Here is a 17,447-nt window from a genome sequence, read left to right as displayed (position 1 = left end):
GTTTTAGTTTTTATAGTGGTAATTGAACTCCTTTAATAGATTTCCTGTTTGATTATCTTCTCTAATTTCCATTAGTCTGTTTGAGGAGTCATAAATATAGACTTCCCTAATCCCTGTGGGAGGAGTGACACTTCTTACTCCAACAAGTGGATCGTAGGTATAAGTGGTAATTTGGTAATTAGATAGGCTGTTTCTGAATGTCGTAAGAGCATTTAATAGGTCAATTTCATTACTGCCAGACATTGCATAACCATCCTCATCGGAGGCTGTTACAATGGCAGTGATTGAGGAGATTGGGATGTTTTCCAGTTTTGCATTCTCAATCTTAGCAATAGGCCTGGTATTCTTGTAGCCCCAAATAATCACTGTTGACATTCCATTGCTAGTGGTATATTGTTGCAGATTACCCTTGGAATCATATTTATCATACGTTATTTCTGTGGATGGAACCTGAGCTTGAATGTCATAGGAAATTACTGAAGTAGGAAATAGATTAGCAGGATCATCATATTTTGTTTCTATTCTTGAAAGCGTTTTATTATTTTTCTTAACTTCAGTTTCTAAAGGAATTCCTACCATATTGGCATTGAGCAACTTTTGATTTCCTTTTTCACTGGCATATTGGTAGCTAGTTTCCTGGCTTATACCATCTGAATAAGTAGTCTTCTCAAAGGTTATCTGGTGATGGTTCAAACTTTCATTGGCAGTGTCTATCGTAGTGATTTTTACTGGAAGTCCATTCTCGTATTCGGTCTTAATTTTTTGGTAATTTTTGGTCATTCCCCCATAAAAGAAAGCTGTTCTGTATAGATTAACATCAAGAAGCTCTGCTGGGGTTGGACTAGTTCCCTCCCAATATTTCCCAGGTTTATACATAGGAATACTTTTTACATCATGGGAAAGCAAATAATCCGCAGGTACTTGGGCAGGAGGAATGTCCACAGGAAAACCACTTTTAGGGGTATTGCTTAATAGAGTTCCATTTTGCATATAAAACCTATAAGGAAGAGGGGTTTCTGAAAAACTATAAAAGTTCTGCAATCTTTCTACTGGTTTTCCAGAAAAATCATAAGCAGTGATTTCCGTATTTAATCCTCTTGCCCAGCCCATATCATCAGGAATATGATAAGGATATCTATAATACTCTCCTCCGTCTAAGTAATTGGTATATTTATATTTCTTTGACCATAACACCGAATCATCAGCTGAAAGAAAGGATTCAGTTACCTGTGAATAACCTACCTGTCCTGCATTGTTAAAGCTTGACAAGGGCTGGATCCTATTTGAGATTTGTCCTATTACTACAGAGATACTTCCATATTTGGCCATAACAGATAAATAGTCGGGTATACCCAAAAGCTTACCTGAAGTTACTCCTCCTTCAAGATTATAGTTGAATTTTCTCTTAGTAATCTTTGTGTTATCATTGGTTTCGATTCTTAGAATCCTTCTTCCACCACCCACAAAATTGTTTGATGATGGAGCGGGATATATGTAAGGCATCAAGTGATTAGGAATCAACGAACTGTTATTTTCGTAGTAAAAACTTTCGGTTCCTCCTGTAGGGTAAGTTATTTTGGTTAGAATCCCTGCCTCAGCTGCCTCAGCATATACGTTTCTATCAGAAACATTATCGAATATATTCTTATAATTAGGCCTTCCATTATAATACCCCCAATAATCGACGGAGTTGGAATGACGATTGGGAAGCTTCCTAGGATTATATTCAAACTTATATGAACTAATTATGTCATTGTTGTATTGCTCAACCTCATTAATCTGATTCAAAAATAATCGATTATCCCCCTTGTTGTCAATAGTTAGTATAGTAGATTCAATATTGGTATGATCGAGATCTCCCTCCCGATAATTTTGCAAAAGTTCAATTTTTTTTATGTAAGGTTGTACCTGGTTTTCCGTTTTCTTAATTTTTTTCAATGTAAGGCTCTTTAAAGCATACCCTCCTTTTAAGTCCTGTCGCACTGTTGTATAGTACTCCAAATCTAATTGTCCGTCGGGAAAGTATATATTTTGAAGCCTTTGTTGCGTGGTTCTGTTGGTTCCCATGGAAATACGCATATTAAGAGGCTCATTAAGATTTTTTTTCAGATCAGTTTTGGAATAGGTATCAACAGTTTCTGGCTTATAGTTAAAGGCATAGCGATGTTTTAGTGTTTTGATCTCTTTTAAATGCCAAGCTGTTCTATAATTATCTTCATTTGCTGTTATCTCTCCGCTGCCCAATAACTTTGAGCTAGAAGAGTTGACAATATCATATGCGGGAGGATTTGAACGAGCTTCATCCTGTCCAAAGAAGTATTGATTCCCCAGTTCATCGGTAATTGTTATTCTATCGATTGCAAAATCGAAAGCATTGATATTAACATAGTCTATTTTGACCTGCCAATCTTCAAAACCTTGGACGACTGCTTTTTTGGTAACATTATCGATGATGAACTTCCCTGATTTTCCCAGAAAATTAATTATATATAAATCAGGATCTTCATCCAAAGGTTGACTTGAATCTGAATAAGTAGAACCAATGGTACGTTGAGCTTGACGCACACTGACATCAGTCTGAAAAGTAGCATTATAGTTATAGGTTAAATAACCCTGCTGATTTTCATCTGGGCGCTGTCTTACCTGACGGGTTATTAAGCCTCCTGCATTCAGGCTCCATCCAGCTCCCACAGCAGATGCTATTTCGCCAACTAAGATTCCTTTTGTATCATATTGTATGGATACATTAAGAGGGAAATCCCCTGAGTCAATGTTAAATAAAGGAATGTTTACATTCGCGGAGCCTCTGTAGTAGGAAATCGGACTCTCTACAAACTTTGCCAGAGAAGTGGCATTGGGAGACGGCGGTAGTACTTTTGGTGTATATTGAGACTGTACCATTATATTTAGAAATAAAATGGTACCTAAAGTTATAGTCTTTTTTTTCATCGTTTTTATTTTTTAATCAGCTTTGCATTTGCTGTTTTGTTATTATCCGTTTTTATCGTCACCAAATAAGCACCTTGCACCAAAGCCTGAGTATTCATCTTAGTCACTCTGTTCTTTGTTTTAAAATTCTGAAGCTGTCTTCCGCTCATATCATACAGCATAATATCAGCATCCTTGAAGTCAAAGCCGATTTCTACATACGCATAATCAGATACCGGATTTGGATAGATCTTAATGTCATATTTTTCAATCAGATCATTGACCTGCTTATCACCCAGCTTTACTATCTTCCAGTTTTCTTTGCCTAATTCCTTGGCGCTTGTTCCAGCTAAAACAATAGAGCCATCTCTGTTCAGTTTTAGATCCGAAAGTCTTTCTTCTTTTTGTCTGGACTCTCCACTCACATGTTTTCGCCATTGCTCGTTTCCATTTCCATCCAGGTAAAGCATCCAGAAGGTTTCGTCATTTTCTTGTATTCTTCCTTCTGCTTGGGTATAGCCGCCTAATAGAATTCCTTTTGAAGATTTGTCATCCGCTGAATGAATCACACTCATTCCCATCAGGATATCACGGTTTTTGAAGTTGTAGGATTTTTGCCACTGTTCATCTCCTCTTTCATTAAGAGCAATCAGCCATAGATCTGTTCCTTCTTCAATCCCTACGGTTTTGTTTCCTGATCTTTCGGAACGGGATTCACCACCGATGATGTAACCATTTGAAGTTAGAGCCAACGTTCTGATATGATCGTCTGCTTTACCACCATAGTTCTTTTCCCATTCTACTTTTCCGTTTTTATCGAGTTTAACAATCCAATAGTCGCCTTCACCGAAGTTTTCGCTTTGCTTCGAGGTTCGGGATACGAGGTTTGTGGTGCGAGGTTCGGGATTCGAGTTTTGAACGGCTGACCCGGAACCATTCTCAGATCCCGAAGCACGAACCTCGGAACTTCTTGAATAAATCCCCAGAAGAGCTCCGCCGTCTTTCGTCGGAATTATTTTTTCTATTTCGTCTAAGCCTTTTCCGCCTAATACAAGCTGGGAAAGTTCTTTTCCATCTTTGTCCAGCCTGATGATCCAGACATCTTTTGAACCATAGCCTTTGGAAGAGTTTTGGACGTTTCCGGCAACAAAAAAGCCTAAATCCGTGCTCTGAATTACTGCTTTGGCTTCTTCATCGGAAGCGCTTCCTAATGTTTTCTGCCAGATTTCATCACCAAATTCATTGATTCGGATCAGCCAGATATCTGAACCGCCTTTGGAATCATCCTTCTTATCCAATCCTTTGCCAGAATACGATGTTCCAGCTAGAAGAAACCCTCCATCCTGAGTGCTGACAGTGGCTGACAAGTAATCATGATTATTTCCTGAGAAATGTTTTTCCCAGGCTTCTTCTCCCTGTTGGTTTAATTTAACCAAATGGAAATCGTAACCATTGTTTTGCTTACTGCCTGAAGTTTGCTGTTTGTCGCTCTGAATAGAGCTTCCTGTAATAAGATACTGCTGATCGATTGTGGTAGTCACCTGACTTAAAAAATCCTGAGTTGAGGATTGAATATCTTTTTGCCAAAGGACATTCTGAGCAGACACACCCAGAGCCGTGCATAATGTCAATGCACCGAGATAAACCTTTTTCGTTTTCATGTTTATTTTGAGTTCAATGGTTAGTTTTCAAATCGTCACAAATTTAACTTTTTTTAATTCACAAAAACCACATCAAAGTGATTTTATTTAAAATATTTTCAAGAATAGAGGTATTTTATTACACCCTCACCTTTCCTTGATTCTACAAATCTACTACTATACTGTGTCAGAACCTGTCACATTTAATTTTCTCCATAAAAAAACCTTTGAAAAAATTTCAAAGGCTTATTGATTCCTACTTTGGAGAACTTTTTCTATGTCTTCCAGTGAAAATCCTTTTGCTTTTAATAAAATGAATAAATGATATAAGAGATCTGCCGCCTCATTTTTAAAGAGCAATTCATTATCATCTTTAGCTTCAATAACTAACTCTACTGCTTCCTCTCCTACTTTTTGAGCCATTTTATTCATTCCTCTCTGATAGAGTGAATAGGTATACGATCCATCAACTTCACCATCAATCCTTTGGGATATTGTCTCTTCCAGTTCATATAAAAATCCTTTTGTGTCCTTTTCACCAAAACAACTGAAACTTCCTGTATGACATACCACATTCGTAGGAACGGCTTTGATCAGAATCGTGTCCTGATCACAATCTATAGCTATACTTTTTACCTGTAAAAAATTACCGGATTCCTCTCCTTTTGTCCAAAGTCTTTTTTTGGAACGACTGAAGAATGTTACCACTTTTTCTTTTTTTGTTTTCTCAAAAGCTTCTTCATTCATATAGCCCAGCATTAAAACCTGTAAGGTTCGGTCATCCTGGATCACTACCGGAACAAGACCGTTATCTTTATTAAAATCAATATTCATCGTACTTCTATTTTTTGAATTTTCAATTGTTGTTTTAAATCTTGAATTCCTATTTCATTAAAATGGAATACACTGGCTGCCAACGCTCCTGTAGCCCTAGTTTCATTAAATACTTTAACAAAATCATTTACACTTCCCGCTCCTCCTGATGCGATAACTGGAATGGTAACTTGCTCTGAAACTTCTTTTGTAATGGTAAGATCAAAGCCATTTTTGGTTCCGTCACCATCCATAGAGGTCAATAGAATTTCACCTGCTCCCAACGCTTCAGCTCTCTTAGCCCAGACTATCGTATTCAATTCTGTGGCCTCTCTTCCGCCTTTGATGTGAACAAGATCTGTTTCCCCTACTTTTTTGGTATCAATGGCGACAACAACACATTGGCTTCCAAATTCATTCGCTAACTCAGAAATCAGCTTAGGATCTTTTACTGCTGAAGAATTGATGCTAATTTTATCTGCCCCCGCTTCCAAAAGCTTTCTTACATCTTCTACAGAGGCTATTCCACCTCCCACAGTAAATGGAATACTCAGTTCACTGGCTATATTTCGAACCAGCTCCACAAATGTTTTCCTGTTTTCGATAGTAGCTGTAATATCAAGAAAGACAAGCTCATCAGCTCCTTCTGCTTCATATTTCTTCGCTAATACCACCGGATCACCTGCATTTTTGAGATCCTCAAAATTGATTCCTTTCACTGTACTTCCATCTTTAATATCCAAACATGGAATAATTCTTTTTTTAAGCATTTTCAATAAAATTTTGAAGTTGTTGAAGACTTATTTTTCCTTCGTAAATAGCTTTTCCGATAATTGTTCCCGAACATCCTATGTCTTTCATTTTATAGACATCTTTAATCCCTGAAATACCACCGCTGGCTACCAATTGTAATGATGTTTTATATAAAATTTCAATATAAAGTTCTGTGGAAGGCCCTTCCAGCATTCCGTCCTTTGAAATATCCGTACATATAGTGGTTTGTGCCCCATTTTTCTGATAATCAAGAATAAAATCTATGATATCCAGATTGCTTTCTTCCTGCCAGCCGGAGGTTTTAATCTTTCTGTTTTCACAATCTGCTCCCAGAATAATTTTTTCAGCACCATATTCTTCAATAATTTTGATACAAAACTCAGGATCTTGTACTGCGATACTTCCTAATGTGATCTGCTTTGCACCACAGTTAAAAGCTGTTTCAATATCTGTTGAAGTTTTTAATCCTCCTCCAAAATCAATGTGTAATGAAGTGGATTTCGCAATATCTTCCAACACTTTCTGATTCACAATATGTTTAGATTTGGCCCCATCAAGATCCACCAAGTGAAGAAATTGAATTCCAAAGTCCTCAAATTCTCTGGCTACTTCTACAGGATCTTCATTGTATATTTTCTTGGTACTGTAGTCTCCTTTGGACAAACGTACACACTTTCCATCAATAATGTCAATGGCGGGAATAATTTTCATTACGACAAGTTTATAAAGTTACTAAGTATCTGATTTCCTACACTTCCTGATTTTTCCGGGTGAAACTGAACTGCATAAAAGTTATCTTTCTGCAGAGAAGCACTGAATGGGAGAATATAATCACAAACTGAAGTAGTGAATTCTGACAACTCACAATAATAGCTGTGAACAAAATACACATCATTTTCAGGTTCAATTCCTGAGAACAATAATGAATCCGACTTTGAAACAGAATTCCACCCCATCTGAGGTACCAGTTCCAGTGGAGGAAATCTTCTAACACGAATGTCGAAGATGCCCATTCCTTCTGTATTTCCTTCTTCGTTTTCCTTACACATCAACTGCATTCCCAGACAAATTCCCAAAACAGGTTGTTTTAATGTTGGAATAAGTTGATCTAATCCTTTTTCTTTTAATAATTTCATTGTTGATGAAGCTTCTCCTACCCCTGGAAAAATCACCTTATCTGCTTTCAGGATGAGTTCAGGGTCATCGGTGATGACTGAATCGATATTTAGCCTGTTTAAAGCGTTCTGTACGGAGCTTACATTGCCGCCGTTATATTTTATTATTGCAATCATAAAGTTTTTACTATTATTTATCTGCATTTACATTTTTTTAACCATTAAGACTGTTTAGGCGATTAAGAATATTAAGATTACATCTAAACAACTATTTTTCAGAAGCATTCGCATTCACCTTTGATAAAACTTAACGTGTATTAAAATCTTCAATTTGCTTAGTGCTTGCCTATAAACTTCCTTTGGTTGAAGGTAAATTATAGTTGCTGTCGGATTGATTCACTGCCATTTTCACCGCTTTAGCAAAAGCTTTGAAGATAGATTCAATTTTGTGGTGTTCATTCTCTCCTTCTGCTTTAATATTTAAATTCGTTTTTGAAGAATCAGTAAAAGATTTGAAGAAGTGGAAAAACATTTCTGTAGGCACATCTCCTATTTTTTCTCTTTTAAATTCGGCATCCCAGACCAACCATGGCCTTCCTCCAAAATCAATCGCAACCTGAGAAAGGCAATCATCCATTGGAAGTAGAAAACCATACCTTTCAATTCCTTTTTTCTTTCCTAATGCTTTTAAAATAGCTTCTCCCAATACAATTCCTGTATCTTCAACCGTGTGGTGTTCGTCAACCATCAGATCCCCATTAACTTTGATGGTAAGATCCATATTACCGTGTCTTGCAATCTGATCCAGCATGTGGTCAAAAAAGTGAAGGCCTGTAGAGATTTCCGACTTTCCTTTTCCATCGATATTAACTTCGATTTCTATTTCAGTTTCATTGGTTTTTCTGTACACTTTCGCTCTCCTTATTCCTGTCTTTAGAAACTGATAAATGTCGCTCCATTCTGTTGTATTAAGATCAGCCTCTTCATTAAAGCTTTGGTTTAGAAAAATAGATTTAGATCCCAAATTTTTAGCAAGTTGAACATCTGTACTTCGATCACCAATTACATAGGAATTTTCCAGATCATAATCACCATAAATATATTTTCCCAACATTCCTGTTCCTGGTTTTCGGGTAGGCAAATTTTCATGTTCAAAGCTTTTATCAATCAAAATATCACTGAAAATAATTCCTTCGTTTTCAAACGCCCGCATCATTTTTTCATGGGGCTTTGTAAAAGTATCCAAAGGAAAACTTTCTGTTCCTAAACCGTCCTGATTGGTCACCATCACCAACTCATAATCCAGTTCATTGACTATTTTTGAAAGGTTTTGGAAAACTCCCGGATAAAAATCCAGTTTTTCTAATGAATCTACTTGAAAATCAGTTGGAGGTTCAATAATCAACGTTCCATCTCTATCGATAAATAATACTTTTTTCATCTCTTTATAAGTTTTTTAAAAGATTAACCAGTTTTTCATTCTCCTGGCGGTTTCCTACATTGATTCTAATGCATCCGGGAATAGCCGGATCTCTTCTACTGGTTAAAATTTCCTGTTCCAGCATTTGGGTATATACTTTTTCTATATCTTTCATTTTAATCAAAAAGAAATTGGCATCTGTTGGAAACACTTTGGTAATACATTCTATTTCATTAAACTGATTCATAAGCCATTCACGTTCAGCCTTAATATTGCTAACATTCTCTTTCAATTTGCTTTCATCTTCAAGGGCGTTCAGGATCAACTCCTGACTTAATGCATTGACGTTATAAGGTGCTTTTACGGTATTGATCAGCTTAATAATTTCTTCGGAAGCATACGCTACACCTACTCTCGCTCCTGCAATTCCCCAAGCTTTTGAAAACGTCTGAAGAACAATAAGATTGGGATACTGAGCCAAAAGCTCCAAGCTCGATTTTTTCCCTGAAAACTCAATATAAGCTTCGTCCACCACCACAATTCCGTTAAAGTTCTGCAAATAGAATTCAATATCATCAATGCTGTTTCCTGTCGGGTTATTCGGAGAACATAGAAAGAAAACCTTAATGAATTCTTCTTTTGTTATGTTTAAAAAATCTTCTTTTACAATATCAAAATTTTCATCCAGATTCAATTGTAAAACCCTGTTTTCATTGATGGTAGCATAAAACCCATACATTGCGAAAGAAGGATTCATCATCAAAATAGAGTCTTTTTTAGGTTCACAGAAGATCTTAATGATTAAATCGATCAACTCATCACTTCCATTTCCAATGGCGATCTGCTCCGGAGAAAGATTTCTAAGGGCTGCTAAACTATTTTTAAGCTTTTTCTGAGTAGAATCCGGATAACGGTTCCATTCTCCAAAAGGAGATTCATTAGCATCTAAAAAGGTAGGTTCATTAAATTCATTATGATCTCTGAAACTTATGTAGGGTTTCAATTTTAAAATATTCTCTCTTACTAATGTATTGATACTGATTGTATTCATTGTATTATTTTAATCTTATTGATACTGCATTTTTGTGGGCAAAAAGTCCTTCTTCTTCTGCCATTATTTCTATTGTTTTCCCCAGATTCTGAAGTCCTTTCTTTGATAGATATTGAAATGTAATTTTCTTTACAAAGCTGTCCAGAGACACTCCGCTATAATTTTTTGCATAGGCGTTAGTTGGAAGTGTATGGTTTGTTCCACTGGCGTAATCTCCGGCACTTTCACAAGAATAATTTCCAAGAAATACTGAGCCTGCATTCTGAATCATTGGAATGTATTTTTCAAATTCTCCCATGGCCAGGATAAGGTGTTCCGGAGCATATAGATTACTAAACTCTATGGCTTCTTCAAGGCTGTTTAATACTATAAAGCTACTGTTCTCAAGCGCTTTCCCCGCCATTTCATTTCTTGGTAATTTCTTGATTTGCTGTTCAATAGCCAAGATTGTCTCATTAAAAACTTTAAGATCAGTTGTAAGAAAAATGACCTGACTATCACTACCGTGTTCTGCCTGAGAAAGCAGATCTGCAGCACAAAATTCAGGAACGGCTTGCTCATCTGCAATCACAAGAACTTCGCTTGGGCCCGCCGGCATATCAATGGCTACTCCATAATGTTGAGCATACTCTTTTGCAGCTACTACGAATTGATTTCCTGGGCCAAAAATTTTAGATACTTTCGGAATACTTTTCGTTCCCAAAGTCATTGCGGCAATGGCCTGAGCACCGCCAGTTTTAAAAACTTTTGTAACTCCACAAAGTTTCGCAGCATATAAAATAGCAGGATTCACATTCCCATTTTTGTCCGGTGGCGTACAAAGAACAATCTCTTTACATCCAGCGATATTAGCAGGTACTGCAAGCATCAGTACTGTTGAAAATAAAGGAGCTGTTCCTCCCGGAATATAAATCCCTACGTTTTCTATTGCTCTGTTTTCTCTCCAACAAGTCACTCCTTTCGTGGTTTCAATCTTTTGGATTTCTGTATTTTGTGAAACGTGAAATTTGAAGATGTTTTCTTTTGCCTTTTGAATTGCCACCTTTAAATCCTTAGTGATTTGATCCTCAGCAGCGTTAATTTCTGTTTCTGTAACAATAATCTCTTTAGTTTCTGCTTTATCAAATTTTTTATTGAATGCTATTAAAGCTTCATCTCCCTTATTGGCAACTTCAGTAAATATTTCGGCAATCAGTGTCGAAATTTCTTCTCGTTCAAAAACAGGTCGTTGTACGAGCTCTGTCCATGTATTTTTAGTTGGATATCGATATATTTTCATCTGTATTACTTTTTTTAGTATCAATTGGTTATTATCTTTTCAAACTATTAAGCTTTTATTTGATGTATTAAACTTAACTTATCTTAATTCTTCTTAACTATACTGTTCTTAACTGTTCTTTGTATCAGTTTCTAAATCACCATTTTATCAATAGGAATAATCAAAATATCCTGAGCTCCGTTTTCTTTCAGCTCATCAATAACTTCCCAGAATCTTTCTTGATCAATTACCGAATGAATACTGCTCCAGCCCTCTTCTGCCAAAGGAATTACAGTAGGACTTTTCAGTACAGGCAGTACATCCGATACTTTTTGAATCTTATTGTTAGGTACATTCATCAGAATGTATTTTGAATTTTTTGCTTTTAAAACAGCTTTGATTCTGAAAAGAAATTTATCGAGAATTACGGATTTATCGGATGATAATTGTGGAGTCTGAGCCAACACCGCTTCTGATTTTAAAAGGGTTACTGTTTCTCTTAATCCATTCTTGAATAAGGTGCTTCCGGAGCTTACAATATCACAGATTCCGTCAGCGAGCCCAATATTGGGTGCAATTTCTACGGAACCGGAAATAACGTGGATATCTGAAATGATTCCTTTGCTTTCTAGAAAGTTTTTAAGGGTGTTTGGGTAAGAAGTGGCAATTTTTCGGCCTTGGAAGTAGCTTAGATCATCGGTTTCAATTTCTTTCGGAACAGCGATGGATACACGGCATTTTGAAAAGCCTAGCTTCTCAACAATCTGAATCTTTTTTTGTTTTTCAATTAACAGATTTTCACCTACAATAGCTACATCCACCACTCCGTCTTCAAGGTATTGGGGAATGTCTGAATTCCGCAGATACATAATTTCCATCGGGAAGTTGTCTACGGAGACTTTAAGCTGGTCTTTTCCGTTGTTGACAAAGATTCCGCAGTCTTTGAGAAGCTGCAGGGATTCTTCGTATAAACGGCCACTTTTCTGAATCGCAATTTTTAATTTACTCATTTCGTCTTTTTTGAGTCCGAGTAAATAAAAACTGATCTATTGGAATTTCTGAGGAGAATTCAGGAAACAAAAAAACCGTCTATTTACTCAGACGGTTTTAATTATTTTTGATTTTAGCACAAACATATATCAATCAATTCCGCCTAACAGAGATGATGATAATAATGATGTAATGCTAAAAATATTGGTTTCATTGTATTGAATTATGATGCAAATGTAGGATTTATTTTTAAAATTCAAAGTTTTTTTAGATAATTTTTTGATAAAGATTCATCAGATTCTTTGCAATAGTTTCATCATTAAACTTCTGAACAAACTCGAAACCCTTTTCCTCACGGCGTTTTCTTTCGGATTCATTATCCCAGAGAAATTTTATTTTAGCTCTGATATCAAGCTCATTCTTGGGATCGATATATACGGAGTCTTCCCCTCCTGCCTCAGGCAGACAACTGGTATTGCTGGTTACTACAACTGTTTTAGAGAAAAGCGCTTCTATCACAGGGATTCCAAAGCCTTCAAAGAAACTTGGATATACAAAAATATCCGCTAATTTATAGATCATAGCCAGTTCATCCATAGAAACACCTTCCAGAAATTGTATCTGGTTTTCCATTTTGTTTTTCTTTAGGAAATGTTCTATTTTCTGATAATACTTGGTCTTTTTTCCTACTACTACCAAAGGAATTCCGGTATCTTTAATCGCTTTTACAACATTCAGAAGGTTCTTGCGATCTTCAATGGTTCCCACATTCAGAATGAATCTTTCAGGAAGCTTGAATTTATCTTTAGCAGCTTGAATTTGCTCCGAAGACTGTTGTTCTTTGAATGCTTTATGACAGCCTTGATAAATGACTTCAATTTTGCTTTCAGGAACTTTTAAGAACTCGACAATATCTCTTTTGGTCTGTTCTGAAATAGCAATAATTTTATCAGCCATATCAGCTGCTTTCTTAAACTTCCAAAAGTGTATTTTGCGATCAAAGAAAGAATAATACTGTGGATATCTTACAAAGATCAGATCATGGATTGTAACGATCTTTTTGATAGGTTTCTGATCCCACTTCAATGGTAATTCACCAGACAAACCATGGAAAATATCTGCTCCTTGCTTCTGAGCATCTTTTCCCATTTTAAGCTGGCGTGAAAAGTTTCCTTTTGAGGTTTCCACGAACTTAACATTGGAGCGGTCAAGAATATCCTTCCCGCGCTCAGATCTATTTTTATTGAGCAGAAGATATTCATTATCCGGCTCATATTGTGAAAGAATCCTTACGAGATCTCTTGAATAATTGCCTAATCCGGAAGTGTTATGGAAAAAACGTTTTGCGTCAAAAGCAATTTTCATGCGTGTATCTTTTTTTGAAATTCCTGAAAAGTACCAAATGTGTGACCTTTTTCTTTAAGCCATCCTACAAAGGTATCAAATCTTTCTACCATCTCTTTCCCTGAATTTTTCACAGTGAAACCAGGCAGCTTAAATGCTTCATCTTTAATCGCTGCAAACTCCCACGGATGGAAATAGATATTCAGATAATTATCTTTTTTCAACACATCAGCAGCTAGTTTTTTATAGATTGCTAAAGGGAAATTGTGAAAACTCAGCCAAAATAAAGGTACTCTGAAATTAGGCGATACAGAGGCTGGAACCTGCATTACATTCCCTTCTTTATAGTAAGTTCTTGATACTTTGAGGTTATTATACCTTCCCGGTAAAAACGTAGGATTAATGGAAGAATTGTATGAATACCCTGCTTTTTCTACCTCTTTTTCATCTACGGGCATCATTCTGGGCATTCTTAATCCGGTTACTTTTGTGGAGAATAATTCTTCCAGTCTTTCTCTGGATTCTTTCAGGTGTTTGTCTTCAAACTCTGAGTGAAACCAGGTGTGGGAAGCCAATTCATGCCCTTCATTAAGCAACCTTTCAATAAGATGTTTACTGTTTTCAGCAAAGACAACGGTAGAAAAAAAGGTAGCTTTTGCTCCGTGTTTTTTAAGAATATTTAAAATATTTTCAAGTCCGTGCTGAGATATAGAGATTTGTTTATCGAAAGAGATCTCACCTTTGTATTCTAAAGGCATATCGAACTCCTCAATATCAAAACTTAATAAAACCATTTAAAAATTTTTGTTTTTAATAATATAATTAGGTCTTTCTTTAACCTGTTTAAAGATCTTACCTAAATAAATGCCAATAATTCCGAGGATGATCAACTGAAGACCTCCAAAGAACACAATGGTCATAATTAACGATGCCCAACCTGAGATTTCGGTATGAACCACAAATGAATGAATAACATACGCAAGATATCCAATTACTGAAAGTACGGAGAATAAAAAGCCCAGATAAGCTGCTAAATAAAGCGGTTTCACACTAAAAGCAGTAATTCCTGTAAAAGCAAATTTGAGCATTTTTTTAAGATTATAACTACTCTCTCCTGCTACTCTTTCTCCTGCTGTAAAATCTATTCCGATTTGCTTGTAGCCCATCCAGCTGGTAAGCCCTCTTAAAAATAAGTCGTCTTCTTTGAAGGTTCTCATTGCTTCTACCGCATTGGCATCCATCAATCTAAAATCGGATCCGCCTCCTTTGGTAAGATTCACATCTGAAAGACTGGATAAAAGCTTATAGAACACATCCGAAGTCTTTCTTTTGAAATAGGAAATCTGTTTAGGATAAGTTCTTACCGTATATACGATATCATAGCCTTCTTCCCATTTCTTAATCATTTCAGGAATAAGCTCCGGTGGGTGCTGAAGATCACCATCCATTGAGATCACGGCATTTCCGTCTGCATAATCCATTCCCGCTTTTACAGCTGGCTGATGTCCAAAATTTCTGGAAAACTCAATGAATTTTACCTCTTCATATTTTTGAGACAATTCTTCAAGCTTTTGCTGTGTGCTATCTCTGCTTCCATCATTTACAAAAATGATTTCAAAATCATAGTTCTCCAGTCCTGAAAAAACTTCCTTTATTTTTTCATGAACTAAAGCAACATTACCTTCTTCGTTATGTGCAGGAATGACAATAGAAATTTTCTTCATACCTTAATTTAAAGTGTAGTCCTTTTCAAAATCTTTGGTCATCAGTTCATAAATAACTCTCAACCAAACAACGATACAAGGTACAGCTTTCAATGAATATTTAATGATATAATTTTGTTTGATAAATTTCGGAAATAAATCAGATGGTGAAAAACACGTCAAAATGATCACAAACACCAATAATCCAATAATGAAAGGTGTTTTTTCTTTCTGAAGCGTAAACCAGATCATTACTCCTGCTACAGCAATAATGTATGTTGGGGATTCTGAACCTGAACTAAACAATACCAAAAACAGCAATGTAGAAGCTAAAATCATCAATTGAAATGCATAGTTTTTATACTGCTTTATTCTGATATATGGCAACGCAAATAAAGGAACCCCGAAAGCTAAAAATGTAAGGTTTGAAATGGATGCATCACCCAAAATTCTTCTTACAAATCCCATCAGTGATATGTCCTGCATATTTCCTAATACCTGATTATCATTATTTTTTGAAATCAGAGAGGTTGCCCAGTCTGAATAACTCTGTATTACAAACTGCGGGCTGGAATAGATCATTGGAATGCATAAACATAATGCAGCAACGACAATTCCTGAAAGAATAAATTTGACCTTATTTTTGATAAAGAAAAACTGCGATAATCCTACAACTCCGTAAAGTTTCACAAAAATCCCTACAACAATGGCTGTAGCAGACTGTACTTCTTTTCTTTCATAAATAAATATTGCTGAAAGCATTAAAAGTCCTACTAGCGCTACATTGAACTGTAAGCTCACCGCAGCAGTAATATACTCTTGCAAACATAATAACGCAAAAAGAGCTTTTTTAGGATCCGAAAATGGCAATTTGTGAATAGCATACAGGAAAATGGCTGTGTTGGCAACATTCCAAAGAGCAATTCCCATCCAATCCGGCATTACTGCAAAAGGAGCGATCAATAAACTGAAAAAGATACCATAATGGTTCATATCAGAATATTGCTCAGGATATTGTAAATACAGATTCTTTTCATCAAGAGTATTGAAAAACACTCCTTTAAAAATCAAGTAATTATTAATCGCCTGATATCCTCTGGAAAATTTAGAAAGTGCTGTAGCTACGGCTACAATAAGATAAACCCCAAATATATATTTAGGGTTTAAAAGTATTTTAAGAAATTTTTCTTTCAAAATAGGTTGGTATTAGTTTAAAAACTTAATCTTAAACAGCTACATTATTTTCTCTCAATGCATCATTAAGAGAAGTCTTTTTATCTGTAGATTCTTTTCTCTGACCAATAATCAGCGCACATGGAACCTGATATTCTCCTGCAGGATATTGTTTTGTATAGCTTCCCGGAATGACTACAGAACGAGCAGGAACTCTTCCTTTAATTTCAATAGGCTCACTCCCTGTTACGTCAATAATTTTTGTAGAAGCTGTTAAAACAACATTAGCACCCAATACGGCTTCTCTTTCTACGTGAACTCCTTCTACAACGATACATCTTGAACCAATGAAACAGTCATCTTCAATGATTACCGGAGCTGCCTGTAATGGCTCTAATACCCCACCAATACCTACACCACCACTCAAGTGAACGTTTTTACCGATCTGTGCACAGCTTCCTACTGTTGCCCAAGTATCTACCATTGTTCCTGAGTCTACATAAGCACCGATGTTTACGTAAGAAGGCATCATAATTACTCCTGAAGCTACAAAAGAACCTTCTCTTGCAATAGCGTGAGGAACCACTCTTACTCCTTTTTCCGCATAATTTTTCTTTAAAGGAATCTTGTCATGGAATTCAAATGGGCCTACTTCAATAGTTTCCATCTTTTGGATCGGGAAATACATTACTACTGCTTTCTTCACCCATTCATTTACCTGCCATCCGTTTTCCGTAGGCTCAGCTACACGAAGTTCTCCGGAATCTAATAAAGAAATAACCTCTCTGATCGCTTTTTGGCTGTCTTCATTTTGTAATAAATCTCTATTATCCCAAATGTTTTCAATAGTTTGTTGTAACGACATGTTTCTTATTTAAATTAGTTTGAAAAATTATACCGGCCAAAGATACAAAAAAGTTCAGCAAAACGGTTTTTAAGTTGATGCTTTTAATAAAGGCGCAGCATACGCCCAACCTTCTTTTTATAAGCATGTCCCGTCCTGAAATAAGTTGACAACTAATCGACTTATTTATGAAACATCAAGGATTAACAAGAGAAAAGCGTACACAAAAGGACTATAGTATAGCCTTTAAATTAAGAATTGTTTCTCAAGTAGAAAACGGCGATTACACTTACAAGCAGGCTCAAAAAGAGTATGGTATTCAGGGAAAGAGTACCGTTTTGGTTTGGTTGCGAAGATATGGTAACTTAGAGTGGAGTAAACCCAAACTTCATAC

At 36.1% G+C, this 17,447-nt stretch carries 16 protein-coding genes; 1 reads left to right on the top strand and 15 read right to left on the bottom strand.

Annotated features, from left to right (window positions below; genetic code table 11):
* Positions 1-3 precede the first annotated feature (3 nt).
* From GTR01_RS09950 to GTR01_RS09880, 15 genes are all read right to left on the bottom strand, one after another.
* Positions 4-2,949: a hypothetical protein gene (locus GTR01_RS09950; RefSeq protein ID WP_160137694.1), complete on the bottom strand. Its 2,946-nt coding sequence runs from the start codon at positions 2,947-2,949 to the stop codon at positions 4-6.
* 5 nt (positions 2,950-2,954) lie between these two features.
* Entirely contained in the window at positions 2,955-4,589 is a 1,635-nt protein-coding gene (locus GTR01_RS09945; RefSeq protein WP_160137693.1) for a T9SS type A sorting domain-containing protein, read from the bottom strand.
* 225 nt (positions 4,590-4,814) lie between these two features.
* Positions 4,815-5,402, bottom strand: coding sequence for a bifunctional phosphoribosyl-AMP cyclohydrolase/phosphoribosyl-ATP diphosphatase HisIE (gene hisIE / locus GTR01_RS09940; RefSeq protein WP_160137692.1), 588 nt, complete (start codon positions 5,400-5,402; stop codon positions 4,815-4,817).
* A complete protein-coding gene (hisF, locus tag GTR01_RS09935; RefSeq protein WP_160137691.1) occupies positions 5,399-6,151 on the bottom strand; it encodes an imidazole glycerol phosphate synthase subunit HisF in 753 nt (250 codons plus the stop codon). Before hisF ends, hisIE begins: the two co-directional genes overlap by 4 nt.
* Positions 6,144-6,866, bottom strand: a complete 723-nt coding sequence (gene hisA / locus GTR01_RS09930; protein WP_160137690.1) for a 1-(5-phosphoribosyl)-5-[(5-phosphoribosylamino)methylideneamino]imidazole-4-carboxamide isomerase — start codon at positions 6,864-6,866, stop codon at positions 6,144-6,146. Before hisA ends, hisF begins: the two co-directional genes overlap by 8 nt.
* Positions 6,866-7,447 carry an imidazole glycerol phosphate synthase subunit HisH gene (hisH, locus tag GTR01_RS09925; protein WP_160137689.1) on the bottom strand — a complete coding sequence of 194 codons (582 nt, stop codon included), beginning with the start codon at positions 7,445-7,447 and terminating at the stop codon, positions 6,866-6,868. The genes hisA and hisH overlap by 1 nt, the downstream gene beginning before the upstream one ends.
* Positions 7,448-7,616: 169 nt before the next feature.
* Positions 7,617-8,711, bottom strand: a complete 1,095-nt coding sequence (gene hisB, locus GTR01_RS09920; protein WP_160137688.1) for a bifunctional histidinol-phosphatase/imidazoleglycerol-phosphate dehydratase HisB — start codon at positions 8,709-8,711, stop codon at positions 7,617-7,619.
* 4 nt (positions 8,712-8,715) lie between these two features.
* On the bottom strand, positions 8,716-9,741 hold the full coding sequence (hisC, locus tag GTR01_RS09915; protein ID WP_160137687.1) for a histidinol-phosphate transaminase: 1,026 nt from the start codon (positions 9,739-9,741) through the stop codon (positions 8,716-8,718).
* A 4-nt stretch (positions 9,742-9,745) separates the two neighbouring features.
* On the bottom strand, positions 9,746-11,020 hold the full coding sequence (hisD, locus tag GTR01_RS09910) for a histidinol dehydrogenase (protein ID WP_160137686.1): 1,275 nt from the start codon (positions 11,018-11,020) through the stop codon (positions 9,746-9,748).
* 131 nt (positions 11,021-11,151) lie between these two features.
* Entirely contained in the window at positions 11,152-12,009 is an 858-nt protein-coding gene (hisG, locus tag GTR01_RS09905) for an ATP phosphoribosyltransferase (protein WP_160137685.1), read from the bottom strand.
* A gap of 247 nt (positions 12,010-12,256) precedes the next feature.
* The gene (locus tag GTR01_RS09900; RefSeq protein WP_160137684.1) at positions 12,257-13,354 is read right to left on the bottom strand and encodes a glycosyltransferase family 4 protein; all 1,098 of its coding nucleotides are present in this window, start codon (positions 13,352-13,354) and stop codon (positions 12,257-12,259) included.
* The gene (locus GTR01_RS09895) at positions 13,351-14,127 is read right to left on the bottom strand and encodes a polysaccharide deacetylase family protein (RefSeq protein ID WP_160137683.1); all 777 of its coding nucleotides are present in this window, start codon (positions 14,125-14,127) and stop codon (positions 13,351-13,353) included. The genes GTR01_RS09900 and GTR01_RS09895 overlap by 4 nt, the downstream gene beginning before the upstream one ends.
* Complete coding sequence (locus GTR01_RS09890; protein WP_160137682.1) at positions 14,128-15,057, bottom strand: glycosyltransferase family 2 protein; 930 nt, start codon at positions 15,055-15,057, stop codon at positions 14,128-14,130.
* A gap of 3 nt (positions 15,058-15,060) precedes the next feature.
* The gene (locus GTR01_RS09885) at positions 15,061-16,230 is read right to left on the bottom strand and encodes a glycosyltransferase family 87 protein (protein ID WP_160137681.1); all 1,170 of its coding nucleotides are present in this window, start codon (positions 16,228-16,230) and stop codon (positions 15,061-15,063) included.
* Positions 16,231-16,261: 31 nt separating this feature from the next.
* The gene (locus GTR01_RS09880; RefSeq protein WP_123911599.1) at positions 16,262-17,074 is read right to left on the bottom strand and encodes a 2,3,4,5-tetrahydropyridine-2,6-dicarboxylate N-succinyltransferase; all 813 of its coding nucleotides are present in this window, start codon (positions 17,072-17,074) and stop codon (positions 16,262-16,264) included.
* A gap of 167 nt (positions 17,075-17,241) precedes the next feature.
* On the opposite strand from GTR01_RS09880, the gene GTR01_RS09875 reads away from it, so the two are divergent.
* A partial coding sequence (locus tag GTR01_RS09875; protein ID WP_160137680.1) for a helix-turn-helix domain-containing protein occupies positions 17,242-17,447 on the top strand: 206 nt, incomplete at its 3' end.

Origin of the sequence: Chryseobacterium sp. c4a, from assembly GCF_009900745.1 — a bacterium.
GTDB lineage: Bacteria > Bacteroidota > Bacteroidia > Flavobacteriales > Weeksellaceae > Chryseobacterium.
The sequence above is the reverse complement of the archived record's forward strand: the minus strand, read 5'-3'. Positions and strand labels throughout refer to the sequence as shown.